Origin of the sequence: Streptomyces sp. NBC_01268 (assembly GCF_036240795.1) — a bacterium.
Classification (GTDB): domain Bacteria; phylum Actinomycetota; class Actinomycetes; order Streptomycetales; family Streptomycetaceae; genus Streptomyces.
Genome location: NZ_CP108454.1, coordinates 7,384,949 through 7,401,941, shown reverse-complemented (window position 1 = coordinate 7,401,941; position 16,993 = coordinate 7,384,949). Strand labels below are relative to the sequence as shown.

Genomic DNA, 16,993 nt, shown 5'->3' with positions numbered 1-16,993 from the left:
CGCCGCCCCCGGAGCGGAGCCAGGGTCCGGGGGCGACGGAGAGCGGCGACGTCGGCACACGACGCTCTCTTCGGCGGCGGGGTCCGGGAGCCCCCACGGCTCCCGTTCAGGGCGACCCCGCCGCCTCGATCCTGCCGCCCTCCGGCCCGTGATCCACGATCACGGGGCGCCTCCCACACGATCCGGCGAACACGGCCGGCCGCCTTGACGCCCCGCACGCCCCCCACGCGCCCCCTCGTCACCCTCCGTTCCCCGCACGGTGGTTGACGGCCCGAGAGGTGCCCTGCGAACGTCTGGACCCCCACGAGCGAGGAGTTGTCGTGTACCTGATACCCCCAGCATCCCCCTCCCGGCGCGGGCGGCGGCGCTCCGCCGTCGCCGCGCTCCTGTGCGCCCTGGCCCTCGTCCTCGGCGTCCCCGCCACCGCCCACGCCGCCGTCCTCCCGCAGCTGCCGCAGAACGCCGACGGGCTCGACCAGACCTTCTCTCCCGCGTACGACTTCGACACCGACGGCTGCTACGTCACCGCCGCCATCGGCACGGACGGCACCCTCAACCCCGGCCTGAAGCTGGGCGGCACGGTCAACGGCAAGTGCCACGACTACGCCCAGCTGGCCGCCGCCAACAGCTACTCGCGCAGCAAGTGCAACAACGGCTGGTGCGCCGTGATGTACGCGAGCTACTTCGAGAAGGACCAGGCGACCTGGGGTCCGCTGGCGATCGGGCACACGCACGACTGGGAGCACGTGGTCGTCTGGATCAGCGGCGACCAGGTCCAGTACGTGTCGGTCTCCCAGCACAGCGGCTACCAGGTGGCCGCCCGCTCGGCGGTGCGCTTCGACGGCACCCACCCCAAGATCGTCTACCACAAGGACGGGGCCTCGACCCACTGCTTCCGCTTCGCCAACCCGGACGACGACCGGATCGAGAACGCCACCGGCGGCTGGTTCTACCCGCGCCTGGTCGGCTGGAACGGCTATCCGGCCGGCCTGCGCGACAAGCTGACGGGCGCCGACTTCGGTTCCGCCACGCTCAAGATCCGGGACGTCGACTTCGCGTACCACCTCGGCCGCTCCAAGCCGGCGGGCATCCCCTTCGACCCGAACGCCTGAGTTCGGCACGCTCCAATCCGGTTCACCCCGATCTGTTCCTGTCCATCTCGGCTCATCCCGCCCTGTTACTGTTCGTGCTGTTTCGGCCTGCTCTGTCCGACACCCCGGCGGTTCCCCCGGCGAGGCGTGCCGATCGAGCCGAACCGCGCCCAGCCTGTCCGGTTCCGGACAACTGGAGGATCCCGACAAAGGCCTGAGCGGGGCGGACGGTGATACTGGGAGGCCCACAGGATTCAGTGAGAAGGAGGGCCGGGTGGAGTTCCGCCTGCTCGGAACGGTGTCCATCGCGGCCGAGGCAGGTGAGCTGCCGCTCGGCCCCGCCAAGCGGCGCAGCGTACTCGCGGCGCTGCTGCTGCGGGCGAACGCCGTCGTCCCGGTGGACCGGCTCATCGACGCCGTCTGGGACGAGCGCCCGCCCGCCCGCGCCCGCACCGTCGTCCAGGGCCACGTCTCCCGGCTGCGGGCGCTCTTCGAGCAGGGCGGCGCCGAGGAGTACGGGGTCGAGCTGGCCACCCACGGGCAGGCCTACGAGCTGCGGATGCCCGACCACCTCCTGGACGCGCACCGCTTCGAGGAGCTGGTCCAGCTCGCCGGGCACCAGAAGCACCCCGGGGACGCGGTCCTCATGCTGCGCGAGGCGCTCGCCCTGTGGCGGGGGCCCGCGCTGACCGGGGCGGTGCCCAGCGAACCGCTCGTGGTGGCCGCGCGCGCCCTGGAGGAGACCCGGCTGGTGACCGTCGAGCAGCTGGCGGCGGCGTACGGGCGGCTCGGCGAACACGTGAAGGCGGCGGCGCTGCTGCGCGCCGAGTCCGTCGCCAATCCGCTGCGCGAGTCCCTCGCGGCGGCCCTGATGCTGTCGCTGTACCGGGCGGGGCACCAGTCGGACGCGCTCGACTGCTACCACCGCACCCGGACCCAGCTCGCCGACGACCTCGGCGTGGACCCGGGCCCGGCGCTGCGGGCGGCGTACGAGGCCGTGCTGCGCGGGACCCCGCCGGCCGCCCCGCCCAGCGCGGGCGACGCGCCCGTGGCGGGCGGCACCGCCGACTGGCCCGAGGTGGCGGGCGCCCCCTCCGCCGAGGCCGAACCGCCGGCCCCCTCCCCCGCGCTGCCCGCGCCCGACCTGCTGCCCCGCGCCCCGCGCGGCTTCCTCGGGCGGGCCCGGGAGCTGGCCGCCCTCGACACCGCCGTCGAGCGGGCCCGGGTCGCGCTGGTCACCGGACCCGCCGGGGTGGGCAAGACCGCCCTCGCGCTGAACTGGGCGCACCGGCGCGCCTCCCACTACCCGGACGGGGTCCTCTACGCCGACCTGCGGGGCTTCAGTCCCGACGACGGGGTCGACAGCGCCGACGTGCTCCGCGAGTTCCTGCCCGCGCTCGGCGTGCCGCCGCGCCAGGTGCCGGAGTCGCCGACGGCCGCCGCCGCCCTGTACCGCTCCCTGACCGAGGACCGGGCGCTGCTCGTCGTGCTGGACAACGTGCGCAGCGCCGACCGGGCCCGGCCGCTGCTGCCCGCCGGTGCGCGGAGCGCGACCGTGGTCACCTCCCGGCTGCGCCTCGGCGGCCTGGTCGTCACCGAACTCGCCCGCCCGGTGCCGCTCGGCGTCCTGGGGCTCGACGACTCGGCGGCCCTGCTCGCCGCCGCGGTCGGCGGGGACCGGGTGGACGCCGAGCCCGCGGCCGCCCGCCGGCTCGCCGCCCTCTGCGACGGGCTGCCGCTCGCGCTGCGGGTGACCGCCGCCCAGCTCGCCGCCCGACCGCACTGGCGGCTCGCCGACCTCGCCGCCGAACTCGCCGACGAGCAGCGCCGGTTGTCCCTGCTGTCGGTGGACGACTCCGAGGGCGCCGACGGACAGGGCGTGGCCGCCGCGCTCCGCCTCACCGTGCAAGGCCTGCCCGAGGAGGCCGGGCGCCTCTTCCGGCAGCTGGGCGTGGTGCCGGGCACGGACCTCGACCGGCACGCCGCCGCGGCGCTGCTCGACCGGACGCCCCCGGTCGCCGCCGAGGCCCTCGACCGCCTCTGCGACGCCCACCTGCTCACCGAGTACGCGCCCGGCCGTCACACCCTGCACGATCTGGTGCGGCTCTACGCCCGCGGCCTCGACGCCGACGAGGACGCACTGCTGCGCCTCCTCGACCACTACACGCTCACGGCCATGGCCGCCGCCCGCGCCGCCGAGCCGGACGACCAGCCGTGCTGCGCGGCACCGTCCAACGCCCGACTGCCCAGGACCGCGCCGCAGTTCGCCGGGCGGGACGCGGCCCTGCTCTGGTACGCGGCCGAGCGCGACAACCTCGCGGCGGCCGTCGCCTCGGCCCGCGCGGCCGGCCTCCACGACCGGGCCTGGCGACTGGCCGTCCTCCAGTGGCCGTACATCCTGTGGCACAGCCACGACGGCTGGGTGCCGCTCCTGGAGGCCGCGGCCGACTCCGCGTCCCGGGAGAAGGACCCCGACGCCGAGTCCCGGGTCCGCGCCCTCCTCGGCTGGATACTCACCCAGGAGAACCGTCTCACCGAGGCCCTGGTGCACCTGCGTCTCGCGCCCCCGCTGGCCGCCCGCGCGGGCGAGGCCTCCAGCGAGGCGACGGCGCTGGTCAACCTGGCCGTCGCCCTCGACCGCTTCGGCGTCAGCGACGAGTCCCTCGCCCACACCGCGCGGGCCGCTGCCCTCGTACGCGGCAGCGGGGACGTCATGACCGAGCTGCTGGCCCTGGAGCACCGGGCCCGCCAGCTGCTCTCGGTGGGCGACCCGGCGGGCGCCCTCGCCTGCGCCCGGGAGGGGCTCGCCCTGGACGGCGACACGGTCAACGGCCTGGTCGGCGTGCGCCACAGTATGCTCACGGCCACGGCGGGCACCGCCCTGATCGACCTGGGCCGGACCGAGGAGGCCGCGACCCTGCTCGTACGGGCCCGGGAGATGGGGCTCGCGCACGGTTACAAGGAGAGCGTGCAGCGGGTGGAGGCGCAGCTGCGCCGGCTCGACGCGGCGGCCGTGGCGACGACGGAGCGTTAGCCGGGCGTTAGCGGGGCGGCAACGGGACGGAAGTGGCCCCCGTGACTGTGGTGGAGACCAATGAAACGGCCGGGCAACCGGCCGTCTACCAGCACATTCTTGGGGGAAGGGCAGGCATTCGAGCATGCTCACCAAGCGCGTGGCAGTGACCGTCCACGCTACCGATCCGCTCAGCCGGGCCGGACTGATCAGCCATCTTCAACACCAGCCGTCCATAGAGGTGATGCCCGAGCACACGGCCGACGAGGCCGCCGAGTCGCAGACCGGCACGCCCTCCGTCGCCGTGATGCTCGCCGACCGGATCGACGAACCGGCCACGACCGAGCTGCGGCGCGTCCTGCGCGGCGGGGACCAGCGGGTGGTGCTCGTCGCCGGGGAACTGCGTGAGCCGGACCTGCTGACGGTCGTCGAGTACGGGGTCCGCGCCATCCTGTGGCGCCACCAGGCGACCGAGCAGCGGCTGCTCAACGCGGTGCACAGCGCGGCGCGCGGCGACGGGGAGCTGCCGCCGGACCTGATCAGCCGCCTCCTCAACCAGGTGGGACGACTGCAGCGGGCGACGACCACCGCGACCACGGGGACGGCGCCGCTCTTCGGGATGGCGCCCCGCGAGGTGGACGTCCTGCGGCTGCTCGCCGAGGGCCTCGACACCCGGCAGATCAGCGAGAAGCTGGCGTACTCGGAACGCACCGTCAAGAACATCCTGCACGCGCTGATGACGCGTCTCCATCTCGCCAACCGGGCTCATGCCGTGGCGTACGCACTCCGCGAGGGCTACATCTAGATGATCCACGAGATCGACGAGGCACTCGGCCGCCTCCTGGCCCCCGCCGTCACCGGCGACGTCTCCTTCGACCCGCCCACCCGTGACTGGGCCGCCCGCCGCACCGCGCCGACCCTCAACGCGTACCTCTTCGACATCCGCGAGGACGTGGCCCGCCGCGAGCGCGGCGCGTACGCGGAGCGCGACGCCCGCGGGGCCGTGGTGCGCCGCCGCCAGCCGCGCCGCTGGTTCCGGCTCTCCTACCTGGTGACCGCGTGGACCGCCCGGCCCGAGGACGAACACCGGCTGCTCTCCAGTGCCCTGGCACTGCTGCTGCCGCACGAGGCGCTGCCGGAGGAGGTGGTCCCCGAGGTGCTGCGCGGATCCACGGGCACCCCGGCGCTGCCGCTCACCGTCGCCGTGCCGCCGGGCGAGTCGCGTTCCCTCGCGGACATCTGGTCGGCGCTCGGCGGGGAGCTGAAGCCCTCGCTCGACGTGGTGATCACCACCCCGTTCCCGGTCGTCCCCGTGTACGACGTGGCGCCGCCGGTCACCGAGGGCGCGGTCGTCACCGTGCGCGGCACCGACGGCACGCCGTCCGACTCCGCGCCGCGCATGATCCGACGGACGGAGTACCGGCCATGAGCGGACCCACCCTGAACGGTCGCCTCGCGGCCCTCCGGGAGCGGGTGGTGGGCGTGGTCGAGAGCCGCGCCACCGACGACCCGACGGCCGGTGACCCGCTGCGCGGCCTGTACGTGACACCGGAGACGGCCCTGCGGGCCGCGTCCCGGCCCCTCGACGGCGCCGGGACGGCCTGGGCCGCGGACGCGACGGCCGGGGGCGCGGACGCCGTGCCGGCGGCGGACGCGGAGCGTGACGTGCACGCGTACGCCGACGTGTCCGCGGACGTCCCCCCGCACCCCGGCGCCGGCACCGACCGGCTCAGCACGCTCGCGCGGGCCTTCGGGCTCGGCGCGCTCGACGCGCACATCCTGCTGACGGCGCTCGCGCCCGACGTGGACCGGGCGTTCGAGCCGCTGTTCGGGTATCTCAACGACGATGTCGGGCGACGGCGGGCGACCGTGGGGATCGCCCTCGGACTGGCGGGCACCGGCCCGCACGAGGCCGCCGCCCGCGACCGGTTCCATCCCGCCGCCCCGCTGTGCGCCGGCGGTCTGCTGGTCGTCGAGGACGAGGACCGGCCGCTGCCCGGGCGCGCGCTGCGCGTGCCGGAGCGGGTGGTGGCGCATCTGCTCGGCGACGACGGCAGGCTGGACGCGGGCCTGCGGGACGCCGGTGTGGAGCTGCTGCCTCCCACGGCGGACGAACCTGCCACCGCGTCCGAGGCGCTGGACGCACTCGCCGCCCGGGTCCGGGCCGCCGCGCCCGTCACCGTCCACCTGCGCGAGCGGATCCCGGGAGTCGCCGCCGACGCCGTCGCCACGGCCCTGTGCGCCGCCGGGCGACCGGTGCTCCGGCTGCGCACCGGCTCCGGTGAGGACGACGCCGCCGTGGCGCCCGTCCTGCTGCGGGAGGCCCGGCTGCGCGGTGCGGCCGTCGTCGTCGAGCCGCTGCCCCGGGAGGCCGGTCCACTGGTGCGCGCGCTGGCGGCGCCGGACGTGACCGTCGTCCTCGCGGGGACCGACGCCCCGGACCCGCGCTGGGCGCCACGTGTGGAGATCCTCGCCCTGGAGGCGCCCGGCGACGACGTGGGCTCCGCCGAGCTGTGGCGCCGTGAACTCGGCCCCGGGGAACCCGCCTTCGACCTGGCGGAGGCGGTCGCCCCGTACCGTCTCGGCGGCGGCCAGATCCGCCGGGCGGCCCGTTCCGCGCGGGCCCTCGCCGCGTTCGAGGGGACGGAGCTCACGGCCGCGCACGTGCAGCGCGGGGCACGCCTGATGTCGGCCCCGCTGCTCGACAGCCACGCCCGCCGGGTCCGTCCCGCGGTCGGCTTCGCCGATCTGGTGCTGCCCGAGGAGCCGCTGCGGGAGCTGCACGAGCTGACCGCGCGGGCCCGGCACCGGGACCGGGTGCTGGGCGCCTGGCGGCTGCGGACGGGCGGCGGCCGGGGGCGCGGGGTCGTGGCCCTGTTCGCCGGGGAGTCGGGCACCGGCAAGACGCTGGGCGCGGAGGTGATCGCGGGCGAACTCGGCCTGGACCTCTACGTGGTGGACCTGTCGTCGGTCGTCGACAAGTACGTGGGCGAGACCGAGAAGAACCTGGAGCGGATCTTCGCGGAGGTCGACCGCACCGACTGCGTGCTCCTCTTCGACGAGGCCGACGCGGTCTTCGGCAAGCGCTCCGAGGTACGCAGCTCGCACGACCGCTACGCGAACCTGGAGAGCGCCTATCTGCTCCAGCGGCTCGAAGCCTTCGACGGCATCGCCGTGCTGACCACCAATCTGCGGGCCAACATCGACGAGGCGTTCACCCGCCGGCTCGACCTGGTCGTGGAGTTCCCCTTCCCGGACCCGGAGCAGCGGATCTCGCTGTGGGAGGCGTGCCTGGCGGGCGCGCCGCAGGCGCCGGACCTGGCGGACGCGATCGCCGACTGCGCGAAGGCCTTCGAGCTCGCGGGCGGTGCGATCCGGTCGGCGGCGGTGACCGCCGGGTATCTGGCGGCGGCCCGCGGTGGCCCGGTGACCGGGGACGACGTACGGACGGGGGCGCGGCGCGAGTACCAGAAGGCGGGCCGGCTGCTGCCGGACGCCGGGGTGCCCTGGGCCCCGTAGACGGTCCGCGCGCCAAGCGTGACGGACTCCGTGGGCAGCGGCAGTTGGTCGCTGTCCGTGATCAGGGGGATCTTCGGTCCCCCTTGCCGGGCCGGTCGGATTCGCTCCCGTCGGCGGGCCCCTTCCAGCCCGCAGACCGACTGGTCCGGTCGCACACCGCGACGAGTGCGGCTCACCCCGCGCCCCGGGTCCGTCGAGGACCACCCGGAAGGGCCTGGCCCGGACCCGGTCCCGGCTCCACCGAGCGAACCCGGGCGGACCGGGGCCTGGCGGGACCGAACACGGGCTGCGACTGCCGCCCCGTGCGGCCCCGCGTCGCCACGAGGACGATCCCCGCCAGGCGTCGCGGTCACCCGCTCGGATCCGTCGAACTCCCCCCTCACACAGAGCGATCCCGGCCGTGGCGGGGCCCGGCCCGGCAGGCTGAATCACCCCGGCCGCCGTAACCTGAAAGGGGGGTCCGAGGGCAGCTGGTGTCCGCTGGGCCACAGCGCCACACGCGGGGGAACGCCCCGCGTACGACGGCACACCGGCGGAAGTTCCTTACCCCGAGGACGGAGTGAACCATGCGCGTACTCAAGTGGCGTCGTACGGCGGCGACTCTGTCGTCCGCCGTCCTCCTCGCGACCGGCGTCCTGACGGCGCCCGCCGTCGCGACGGAGACGACCCCCGTGGCGAAGGGGTGTTACACCCGGGACGGCTTCCCGCCCCAGCAGAGCGGGAACAACATCGGTGGCACGCCGAACCGGTACGAATACAGCGACAGCCCGTACATCGGCGGGCGCTACGAATCGTGCGGGAACGTCATCAAGCTCTACTACGGCGGATACACCACCAACCTCACGCACTACAGAGTCCGCTGGCAGCATGACAACGACAGCTGGCGCGTGAGCAGGCAGAGCCCCGGCGAGCGGCGGGTGTGGACCCTGGACGCGCCCGGCAGCGACTACAACTTCATGGTCCAGGCGTGCAACGGCAACTCGTGCTCCCGCTGGTCCCCTCAGCTCTACGTCAACGCCCGCTGAGGAAGGCACGGACGGAGGAACGGACGCAGGAAGGGACGAACGGGCAAGTGGAAGGACACAGGAGGGCGGGACCCCGGCGGAACGACCTCGTGGGGCCGACCCGCCCTTCACGCTGGTGACCCGCCACCCCGGGGACTCCGGATCGACCCCGGGGCCTCCGGATCGACGCCACCAGCGGTCTCCCGCACGTGAGCGTCCAGGTCACGGAGCAGTCGGCCCCTGCCGTCCTCGGGTGGAAGAGGAGGCCCGCCGGCGGGGGACGGGCGGGCCTCCTCGGTCTGTGTCAGCCGCGCCAGACGACGCCGCCGCCGAGCATGGTGCGGATGGTGGCCCAGTCGGCGGTGCCGTTCACGGGCAGGCCCATGGCCGCCTGGTACTCCCGGATGTGCGCGGCGACGTTGTCGCTGTACTTGGAGGCCGGGCCCGGGACCGAGCTGTTGCGGAAGTAGTCGATGCCGAGGCCGGCGTTGGTCCGGGCGACGTCCATGTCATGGGCGTCGAACGTCCCGTTCATCGCCCAGTAGAAGGCGGCCATCAGGCGGGTGGTCTCCCAGCTGCTGCCGCCCTTCTTGACCATGTCGGGCGTGACCCCCTGCATCCACAGCGAGGTGAGGGTGGCCGGGCCCAGCATCCCCTCCCGCTCGACGGCGAGGATCTTCGTGGGGTTCTTGCCGCTGTTGTCGACGGCGTGCTGGTAGCAGACGAGCGCGGCGCGGGTCGGCGCGTCGATCACACCGCGGGAGAAGCCGCGGGGGCTGCAGCCGTTCTTGAGCGCGACCAGGCGTTCCTGGGCGAACTCGACGACGACGTCCTTCTGGTAGCCGGGGCCCCAGGGCGGACCGGTCTTCGCGGGCGGTGGCACGTTGGGCCGCTGCGCGGAGCCGCCGCCCTGGTCACCGCCGCCTCCGCCGACGCTCCCGCCTCCGCCGCCTCCACCGTCACCGGTGCCCCCGTTCCCGGAGGGCGGCGGGGCGCCGCCGGTGTCGGGGTCGCCCCCGCCGCCGGGCGGCGGTGACGCGCCGCCGGGGCCGCTGCCGGCGTCGTCACCGGAGCCCGGGGGCAGCGGCGGCGGCGACGGGAGGTTCTTCCCGTCGCCCTGCTGGACGGGGTCGGGGGCGCCGGAGGCGAGCAGTTCCTTGGCCGAGCTGCCGATCTTCGGCGAGAAGCCGAACCACAGCACGGCGAAGGCGATGACCGCCGCGGTGAGCAGTCCGCCGACCGACATCAGCCAGGTCCCGATGACGGGCCGCTGGACGTAGGTGCCCTCCAGCTCCCGGCCGGTGTCGTCGCCCGACCTGCGCAGCGCGAGCGTGAAGCGGTGGGTCTGCTCGCCGCCGGTCCAGCGGATGTCCCGCGGGCGCAGCGTCAGTTCGGCGAAGGCGGCCCGGCCCGGGTCGACCCGCACGGCGTTGGGCGCCAGGTCGAACTCGAGGGCGTCGGTCTCGTCCCGGGCCACGAGGGACGCGGTGACCGGCGTGTTGCCGAGGTTGTCGACGGCGGCGCGGGCCCGGCCCCGGAACCGGCCGGTCAGGGCGGGCGGCAGGAGTTCGGCCCGGATCTCCGTGAAGGGGGCGATGGTGAGCTGCCCCTCGACGACGTCCTGTACGGCGGTGTTCTCCCGCGGCTCGACCCGCACGCCGTAGGCGGCGGGGCCGGCCTCCGCGTCCGGGGTGCGCGGCGGGGCGAACGAGATCTCCGCGGTCCCCTCCGCGCCCGGGTAGAGGCGCAGTACATCGGGTTCGACGCGGCCCCAGCCCGCGGGCCTGCCGACGAGGGAAAGGCGGTACTCCTCGACGGTGTCGCCGGTGTTCCGCACCCGCAGCCGGGCGGTGGCCCGGGAACCGGGCTCCACGGCCACGGCGGCCGGGTCCAGAGAGGTCCAGATGGTCATGGGCCGCAGGCTACGGGCGGGCGGACCGCGCGGGCGTGTCCGAAGGTCCCGGGGTGGGGGCAGGCCGGGCTGCCCTTCCGTACGGGCTGCCCTTCCGGGTGTCCGGTGAGGCAGCGATCGCTGCCCTCGGCGCCGCCCGTTCGTCCACGCGCCGGGGCGCGCGGGCGGGAGAGAGTCGGAAGCGTCACCGCCCCTTTCCCGTCCTCCGTACCCATCGAGGAGCGCACGTACCCATGCCCACCTACCTCTCCCCCGGTGTCTACGTCGAGGAAGTCGCCAGCGGCTCCCGCCCCATCGAGGGGGTCGGCACCTCCGTCGCCGCGTTCGTCGGGCTCGCGCCGACCGGACCGCTGCACGAGCCGACGCTGGTGACCAACTGGTCCCAGTACGTGGCCTCCTTCGGCGACTTCGCGGACGGGTACTACCTGGCGCACTCCGTCTACGGCTTCTTCAACAACGGTGGCACCGCCGCGTACATCGTCCGGGTCGGCGGCGGGGACGCCTCCGGAGCGCTGCCCGCGGCCGCCGGTACGAGCGGTACGGACGCCCCGAAGGAGCTGCTGCCCGGCACCGCCGTCGCGCTCGGCGCCTTCCGGGTCGCCGCGATCGCCGCCGGTTCCGGCGCGGACGGCACGCTCACCGTCGAGGTGCAGGAGGCCGAGGGCGACGACGAGCGCTTCAAGCTGGTCGTGAAGGACGGCGACAAGGCCGTCGAGAGCTTCGACGTCAGCGCGAAGAAGAGCGCCCGCAACTTCGTCGTCACCCAGGTCCGCCAGCGGTCCAAGACGATCGTGGTCGAGGAGACGGCCGGCGCCGCGCCGGCCCGCCCCGAGGCGCAGTCGGTGACGCTCACCCCGCCCGCCCCGGCCGCCCTGGCCGTGCCCGCGGCCCGCACCGGCCAGGACAAGGCCCTGGAGTCGGGCCAGTTCATCGGCGACTCGGCGGACCGCACCGGCTTCGGCGGTCTGGAGGCGCTCGACGAGATCACCATGGTCGCCGTGCCCGACCTGATGGCCGCCTACCAGCAGGGCCTCATCGACCTGGAGCAGGTCAAGGCCGTCCAGCTCGGCCTCATCGCGCACTGCGAGCTGATGGGCGACCGGATGGCGGTGCTCGACCCGCCGCCCGCCATGAACGCCCGCGACATCCGCAGGTGGCGGCAGGAGACGGCCGGTTACGACTCGCGCTACGCGGCCCTCTACTACCCCTGGATCAAGGCCTTCGACCCGGCCACCGGCCAGACCCGCACCGTCCCGCCGTCGGGCCACATGGCCGGCGTGTGGGCCCGCAACGACTCCGAGCGCGGCGTGCACAAGGCGCCGGCCAACGAGATCGTCCGCGGCGCCGTCGACCTGGAGCTCCAGATCACCCGCGGCGAGCAGGACCTGCTCAACCCCGTCGGCGTCAACTGCATCCGGGCCTTCCCCGGCCGCGGCATCCGCGTGTGGGGCGCCCGCACCCTGGCCTCCGACCCCGCGTGGCGCTACCTCAACGTGCGCCGCTACTTCAACTACCTCGAAGAGTCGATCCTCATCGGCACCCAGTGGGTCGTCTTCGAGCCGAACGACCAGGCCCTGTGGGCCCGGATCCGGCGCAACATCTCGGCGTTCCTGGTGAACGAGTGGCGCTCCGGCGCGCTCTTCGGGCAGCGCCCCGAGGACGCGTTCTACGTGAAGTGCGACGAGGAGACCAACCCGCCGGAGTCCGTGGACCTCGGCCGCGTGGTCTGCGAGATCGGCATCGCGCCGGTCAAGCCGGCGGAGTTCGTGGTCTTCCGGCTGGCGCAGTTCCAGGGCGGCGGGGGCGAGCTGGAGGAGTAGGAGCCCGCCTCCCCGGCGGGAGGAACCCCCTCCCGCCCCGCCCCGCGCGCCGACCGCGCCCTTTCTCGACGAACCAGAACCAAGGAGTGACCCCGCATGTCCCTGCAGCCCGGTGACGCCCTCACCACCCATAATTTCGGCCTCCAGATCGACGGCGTCATGGTCGAGTACCTCCAGGAGGTCAGCGGCCTGTCGATGGAGCAGGACGTCATCGAGTACCAGCAGGTCTCGGCCGACGGCAAGCCCGTCGTGAAGAAGATGCCCGGCGTGAAGAAGGCCGGTCAGTGCACGGTCGTGCGCGGCATGACGCAGAGCGCCACCTTCAACGAGTGGATCAACCAGTCCATCGCGGGCGACATGGGATCGGCGCGCAAGAACGCCACGATCATGATGATGGACTACCAGAACAACCCGGTGAAGCGGTACAACCTGCGCAACGCCTGGTGCAGCAAGGTCGACACGAGCGGGGTCAAGGCCGGCGACGCCGCCGCGCTCACCGAGACCGTCACCATCGTGTTCGAAGAGCTGGTCATCGAGTAATGCGACGCGAAGGCCCCGGGGGCGCGCCCGCGTCCCCTTCCGCAGCCGCCGAGGAGCGACGCGAGCCGCTGCGCACGGAGTTCGAGTTCGAGCTGCCGCGCGGGTACGTCGACGAGTCCGGCACCGTGCACCGCCGGGGTGCGATGCGGCTGGCGACCGCCCGGGACGAGCTCGTCCCGCTGCGCGACGTCCGGGTCCGGGAGAACCCCGCGTACCTGTCGGTCGTCCTGCTGGGCCGGGTCGTCACCCGGCTGGGCACGCTGCCGTCGGTGCACGACGGGACGGTGGAGAACATGTTCGCCTCCGACCTGGCCTTCCTGCAGGACTTCTACCGGCAGATCAACGCGGAGGGCCACACCCGGGCCGCCGTGGCCTGCCCGCACTGCTCGGAGTCCTTCGAGGTCGAGCTGGCCGGGAGCCGCCTGGGGGAATCGTGACGTACGCGGCCGACCGCATCGAGGAGGAGACCGCGTACCTCGCCTACCACTTCCACTGGTCCCTGGACGACGTCCTGGACCTCGAACACGGGGACCGACGGCGGTACGTCGAGCGGGCCGCGTCGCTGGTGGAGCGGTCGGCCCAGGTCTAGGCGGGCGTACGTGAGCAGTGAGGGAGCAGGAGGGGATGGGAATGTTCGGCAGGTGGAAGTCGCGCCGCGGCGGCTCGGGCGACACGTCGCCGGCGCCGGAGGCCGCGCCGCGGACGGGCCCGGGCGACGCGTGGGCGGCGCTCCCGCCGGTCCAGCGCGTCCTCGCCCCGCCGCAGCGGGTCGCCGACCCGTCCTTCTCCACCGCTCTCGCGACCCACGCGGACCCCTCGTTCCAGCGTGAACTCGGCCACGGCAGGACCCCGTCCGCCCCGAGCGGCCTCCTCCTCGACGCCGTCCGCGTGCTCCCGGACCGCCCGACCGGCACCGAACTCCCGGCCGTACGGCTGCCGGTGACAACGCCGGAGGGCGCCCGAGAGGGCGACGCGACCGGGGCGGCCGGTGCCGTGGCGGCGGCCGGGCCTGCCGGGCGGACCACGGGTGCCGCCTCGGCTCCGGCGAGTGCCGCGACCGCCCAGCGGGCGGCGCGCACCGGTGCCGCGGCCTCGCCCGGCCGGCGGGCGACCGACACCCGCACGGCCGGCACCCCCGGCCGACGGGCGCCCGGCGTGCCGGGCGCGGCGGCCGGGGCCACCGCTGTCCAGCGGGCGGCGGAGACCGACGCCGCCGTGTCCGCCCGGTCGGCGGCGGACACCACCCCTGCCGCCACGCCCGTGAACCGGGCGGCCGGTGCGCCGCACGCGCCCGGTCCGGCTTCCCCCGTCCGGCAGGCCACTGCCCCGGCCGCGGGCTCGGCGCCTGCCGCCGCGGCCGCGCCCGTCCAGCGGGCGGCGGCCCGGCCGGACGCGGCGGCTACCGGCGCGGCGTCCGTCGGCCGGGCGACCGGGACGGCGCACCAGACCTCGGCCCCGCAGGGCGACGAGGCCTCGGGCGCGCCCGCCGAGCGCTCCGCCACGACGCCGCGGGCACCTCGGGCGGCGGAGCCCGCGCGGCCCGTCGTTCCGGCCACCCGGACGGCACCCGCCCCCACGCGCGCGCAGGACACCGCGGCAGCCGCCGCCCCCGTCCAGCGCGCCCCCGAGACGAGCGCCGACCCTGCGGCGCTCCCCGCCAGGGGCGATTCGGCCGTGGGCCCCTCCCCCGTGCCGAGCACCCCTGCCGTTCAGCGGGCCGAACCGGCGCACCCGGTTCGGCCCGCTGCAGACGGTCGCGCCACGCCCGTGGCCCGTCCCGTACGCGAGGCCTTCCTCACCACGGCCCGGGCCACGGCCGGCACGGCACCGCAGCGACGCCTGGCCCCTGTCGGCGCGCCCGGCGCGCAGCAGCCGACGCCCCCGGTCCAGCGGACGAAGTCCGCCCAGGAAGACCGGGCGACCGCCCCCGCCCCCGCTCCCGCCCCGGACACCGTCACCGCCGCCCGGAGCACCGCCACGAGCCCACAGCCCGTTCCCACCCCGGCCGCGGCCCCCGCCCGGCCCCTCGACGTCCCGGGCCCGTCTCCCCTCGACGGGCCCGGGACCCCGGCCGGCGACGCCGTCGCCCGGTCCGGCCCCCCGGTGCGCCGCTCCCGCCGCGCTCCGGGCGCGGACTGGAGCACGGCGGCGCCGACGGCCCCGCCCCGCAAGGGGGTCGGCGCGCCGGTCCAGCGAGCCGTCGCGGACACGCCCCCGGCTCCGGCGGGGCCGCGGCCGCGCCGGTCCCCGATCGGTCCGCCGATCACCCCCGCGCAGGCGGCGCCGGGCGCGTCCCCCGCTCCGGGACGGGTCGGGCCCGCGGCACCGCAGGCTCCTTCCGCGGCTCCCGCACCGGTCACGCCGCCCGCGGCCCCGGCACCGTCGGCTGCTCCCGCTCAGGCGGCACCCCCGGCGGTGGCGGCTCCGTCGACCCCTCCCTCGCAGGCCTCGCACACGGCGACCCCGCTCCGTTCCGCCGCTCCGGCCCCGGCCACCCCCGCGGCCGCCTCGTCCGCGTCGGCCCCTGCCGTGCAGCGGGCGCCCCAGGCGCTCCAGGGTCCGTCCGCCACTGCGGCACGGAGCACGCCCACCGCGCCTTCGGCTCCGTCCCCTGCTCCGGTGCAGCGGGCGCCCCAGGCTACGGAGGGCCCGTCCACCGCTCCGGCGCCGGTCACTCCCCCGACCCCGTCGGCTCCGTCCGCCCTTCCGGCGCAGGTCACGGCGGCCGCGAATCCGCGGCCCGCCACTCCCGCACACCTCACGCCGACGGCGCCTCCGGCTCCGTCCACGCACCCTGTGCGGCCGGCGGCGCCCAAGGCGAGCCCGCTTCCCGCCGCCTCTCCCTCGCCGGGAGTCTCCACGGCGCCTCCGGCCGCGTCCGCCGCTCCGGCGCCGCAGCCGCCCGCCGCACCCGCCACGCAGCCCGCCGTCCAGCGCACCCCCGCCCCGGCACGGGAGCCGGCGGCAACGACGCCCGCGCCGGCCGAGTCCCGCCCCACCGCCCCCGTCCAGCGCATCGCCCTCCCCCTCGCCCGGACGACGGGGCCCGCGCCCCTGCCCCTGGCGACGGCACGCCCCCTCGCCCCTCGGCACACGGCCCCGAACGCCCCGGCCCCCGCCGCGCAACCGGCTCCCTCGGTGCCCTCCGTGCCCGTCACACCCTCCGCCCCCGCAGGGCCCGTCGCCGTGCAGCGACGCACCCCCGCGCCCCCCGTCGTACCCCTGTCCGCGCCCCGTCCCGCGCAGCCCGTGCGCACGCCGGTCGCGGTGCAGCAGGCACCGGCCGTCGTGGCGGCGCCCGCGCCGAGCCGTCCGGTGCAGGCGAGGGCCACCGCGCCGGCTCCGGCCGCCGCGCCCGCGCCCGCACCCGTCATCCCCACCCCGCTCCCGCCCCGTACCCCCGTGCAGCGGTCGACCGGTGCCGGCTCCTCGACGCCGGCGCCGGCTCCGGAGCAGGCGGCGGCCTCGGCCTCCGCTTCGCCCGCGCAGCTGGACGAGTTGGCGCGGCGGCTGGTCACGCCGTTGTCCCGGCTGCTGCGCGCCGAGTTGCGGGCGGACCGGGAGCGGGTGGGCCGGTTGCGTGATCACGGGCGCTGAGAGAGCGCCGCCCCCGACCGTCCGCCACCACCCTCCCCACCGAGTCCGAGAGAACTCCTATGCCCCAGCCCCTGGATCCCGCCTCCACCATCTTCTTCAGACTGACGATCGACGGTCAGGACCTCGGTCTGTTCAACGGCTGTGACGGTCTCGCCTCCGAGGTGGAGGTGGAGCAGCGCCAAGAAGGCGGCAACAACGGCTTCGTGTGGCAGCTGCCCACACGTGTCACGTTCTCGACCATCCGTCTCACGCGCCCGCTGACCCCGGACACCGCGCGGGTCGCCGCGTGGATCTCCTCGCTGGCCACGGGCATCACCCGGCCGACGGCGCAGATCGCCGCGCTGCGGGCCGACAAGTCGGTGGTGGCGCAGTGGGGTCTGGTGGAGGTGCTGCCGGTCCGGTGGACCGGGCCGAGTCTGGATCCGGGGAACCCGTCCGTGGCGACGGAGACCCTGGAGATCGCGCACCACGGGTTCACCGACGCGGGAGGGGCCTGA

13 protein-coding genes are annotated in these 16,993 nt (G+C 75.6%); 12 read left to right on the top strand and 1 reads right to left on the bottom strand.

Annotated elements, in window-relative coordinates; all coding sequences use genetic code 11:
* Positions 1-320 precede the first annotated feature (320 nt).
* From OG309_RS33355 to OG309_RS33330, 6 genes are all read left to right on the top strand, one after another.
* A complete protein-coding gene (locus OG309_RS33355) occupies positions 321-1,112 on the top strand; it encodes an NPP1 family protein (RefSeq protein ID WP_402543918.1) in 792 nt (263 codons plus the stop codon).
* A gap of 253 nt (positions 1,113-1,365) precedes the next feature.
* Positions 1,366-4,125: an AfsR/SARP family transcriptional regulator gene (locus OG309_RS33350; RefSeq protein WP_329426639.1), complete on the top strand. Its 2,760-nt coding sequence runs from the start codon at positions 1,366-1,368 to the stop codon at positions 4,123-4,125.
* Between the two features lie 124 nt (positions 4,126-4,249).
* On the top strand, positions 4,250-4,909 hold the full coding sequence (locus tag OG309_RS33345; protein ID WP_329426636.1) for a helix-turn-helix transcriptional regulator: 660 nt from the start codon (positions 4,250-4,252) through the stop codon (positions 4,907-4,909).
* A complete protein-coding gene (locus tag OG309_RS33340) occupies positions 4,910-5,533 on the top strand; it encodes a DUF4255 domain-containing protein (protein WP_329426635.1) in 624 nt (207 codons plus the stop codon). It begins immediately after the preceding gene.
* Positions 5,530-7,623: an ATP-binding protein gene (locus OG309_RS33335; protein ID WP_329426633.1), complete on the top strand. Its 2,094-nt coding sequence runs from the start codon at positions 5,530-5,532 to the stop codon at positions 7,621-7,623. The genes OG309_RS33340 and OG309_RS33335 overlap by 4 nt, the downstream gene beginning before the upstream one ends.
* A 566-nt stretch (positions 7,624-8,189) precedes the next feature.
* Complete coding sequence (locus OG309_RS33330; RefSeq protein WP_329426632.1) at positions 8,190-8,648, top strand: fibronectin type III domain-containing protein; 459 nt, start codon at positions 8,190-8,192, stop codon at positions 8,646-8,648.
* Between the two features lie 283 nt (positions 8,649-8,931).
* Here the strand turns inward: OG309_RS33330 and OG309_RS33325 are convergent, their stop codons facing one another.
* Entirely contained in the window at positions 8,932-10,539 is a 1,608-nt protein-coding gene (locus OG309_RS33325) for a COG1470 family protein (protein ID WP_329426630.1), read from the bottom strand.
* A gap of 233 nt (positions 10,540-10,772) precedes the next feature.
* On the opposite strand from OG309_RS33325, the gene OG309_RS33320 reads away from it, so the two are divergent.
* The 6 genes from OG309_RS33320 to OG309_RS33295 all read left to right on the top strand — a co-directional run bounded on the left by OG309_RS33320 (position 10,773) and on the right by OG309_RS33295 (position 16,993).
* Positions 10,773-12,359 (top strand): phage tail sheath family protein, encoded by a 1,587-nt coding sequence (locus OG309_RS33320; RefSeq protein ID WP_329426628.1) that lies wholly within the window; start codon positions 10,773-10,775, stop codon positions 12,357-12,359.
* A 96-nt stretch (positions 12,360-12,455) separates the two neighbouring features.
* Positions 12,456-12,899 (top strand): phage tail protein, encoded by a 444-nt coding sequence (locus tag OG309_RS33315; protein ID WP_046912465.1) that lies wholly within the window; start codon positions 12,456-12,458, stop codon positions 12,897-12,899.
* Entirely contained in the window at positions 12,899-13,336 is a 438-nt protein-coding gene (locus OG309_RS33310) for a hypothetical protein (protein WP_329426625.1), read from the top strand. Before OG309_RS33315 ends, OG309_RS33310 begins: the two co-directional genes overlap by 1 nt.
* Entirely contained in the window at positions 13,333-13,488 is a 156-nt protein-coding gene (locus OG309_RS33305) for a DUF6760 family protein (RefSeq protein ID WP_329426623.1), read from the top strand. The genes OG309_RS33310 and OG309_RS33305 overlap by 4 nt, the downstream gene beginning before the upstream one ends.
* 41 nt (positions 13,489-13,529) lie before the next feature.
* A complete protein-coding gene (locus tag OG309_RS33300; protein ID WP_329426621.1) occupies positions 13,530-16,496 on the top strand; it encodes a hypothetical protein in 2,967 nt (988 codons plus the stop codon).
* A gap of 59 nt (positions 16,497-16,555) precedes the next feature.
* Positions 16,556-16,993 (top strand): phage tail protein, encoded by a 438-nt coding sequence (locus tag OG309_RS33295; protein ID WP_329426620.1) that lies wholly within the window; start codon positions 16,556-16,558, stop codon positions 16,991-16,993.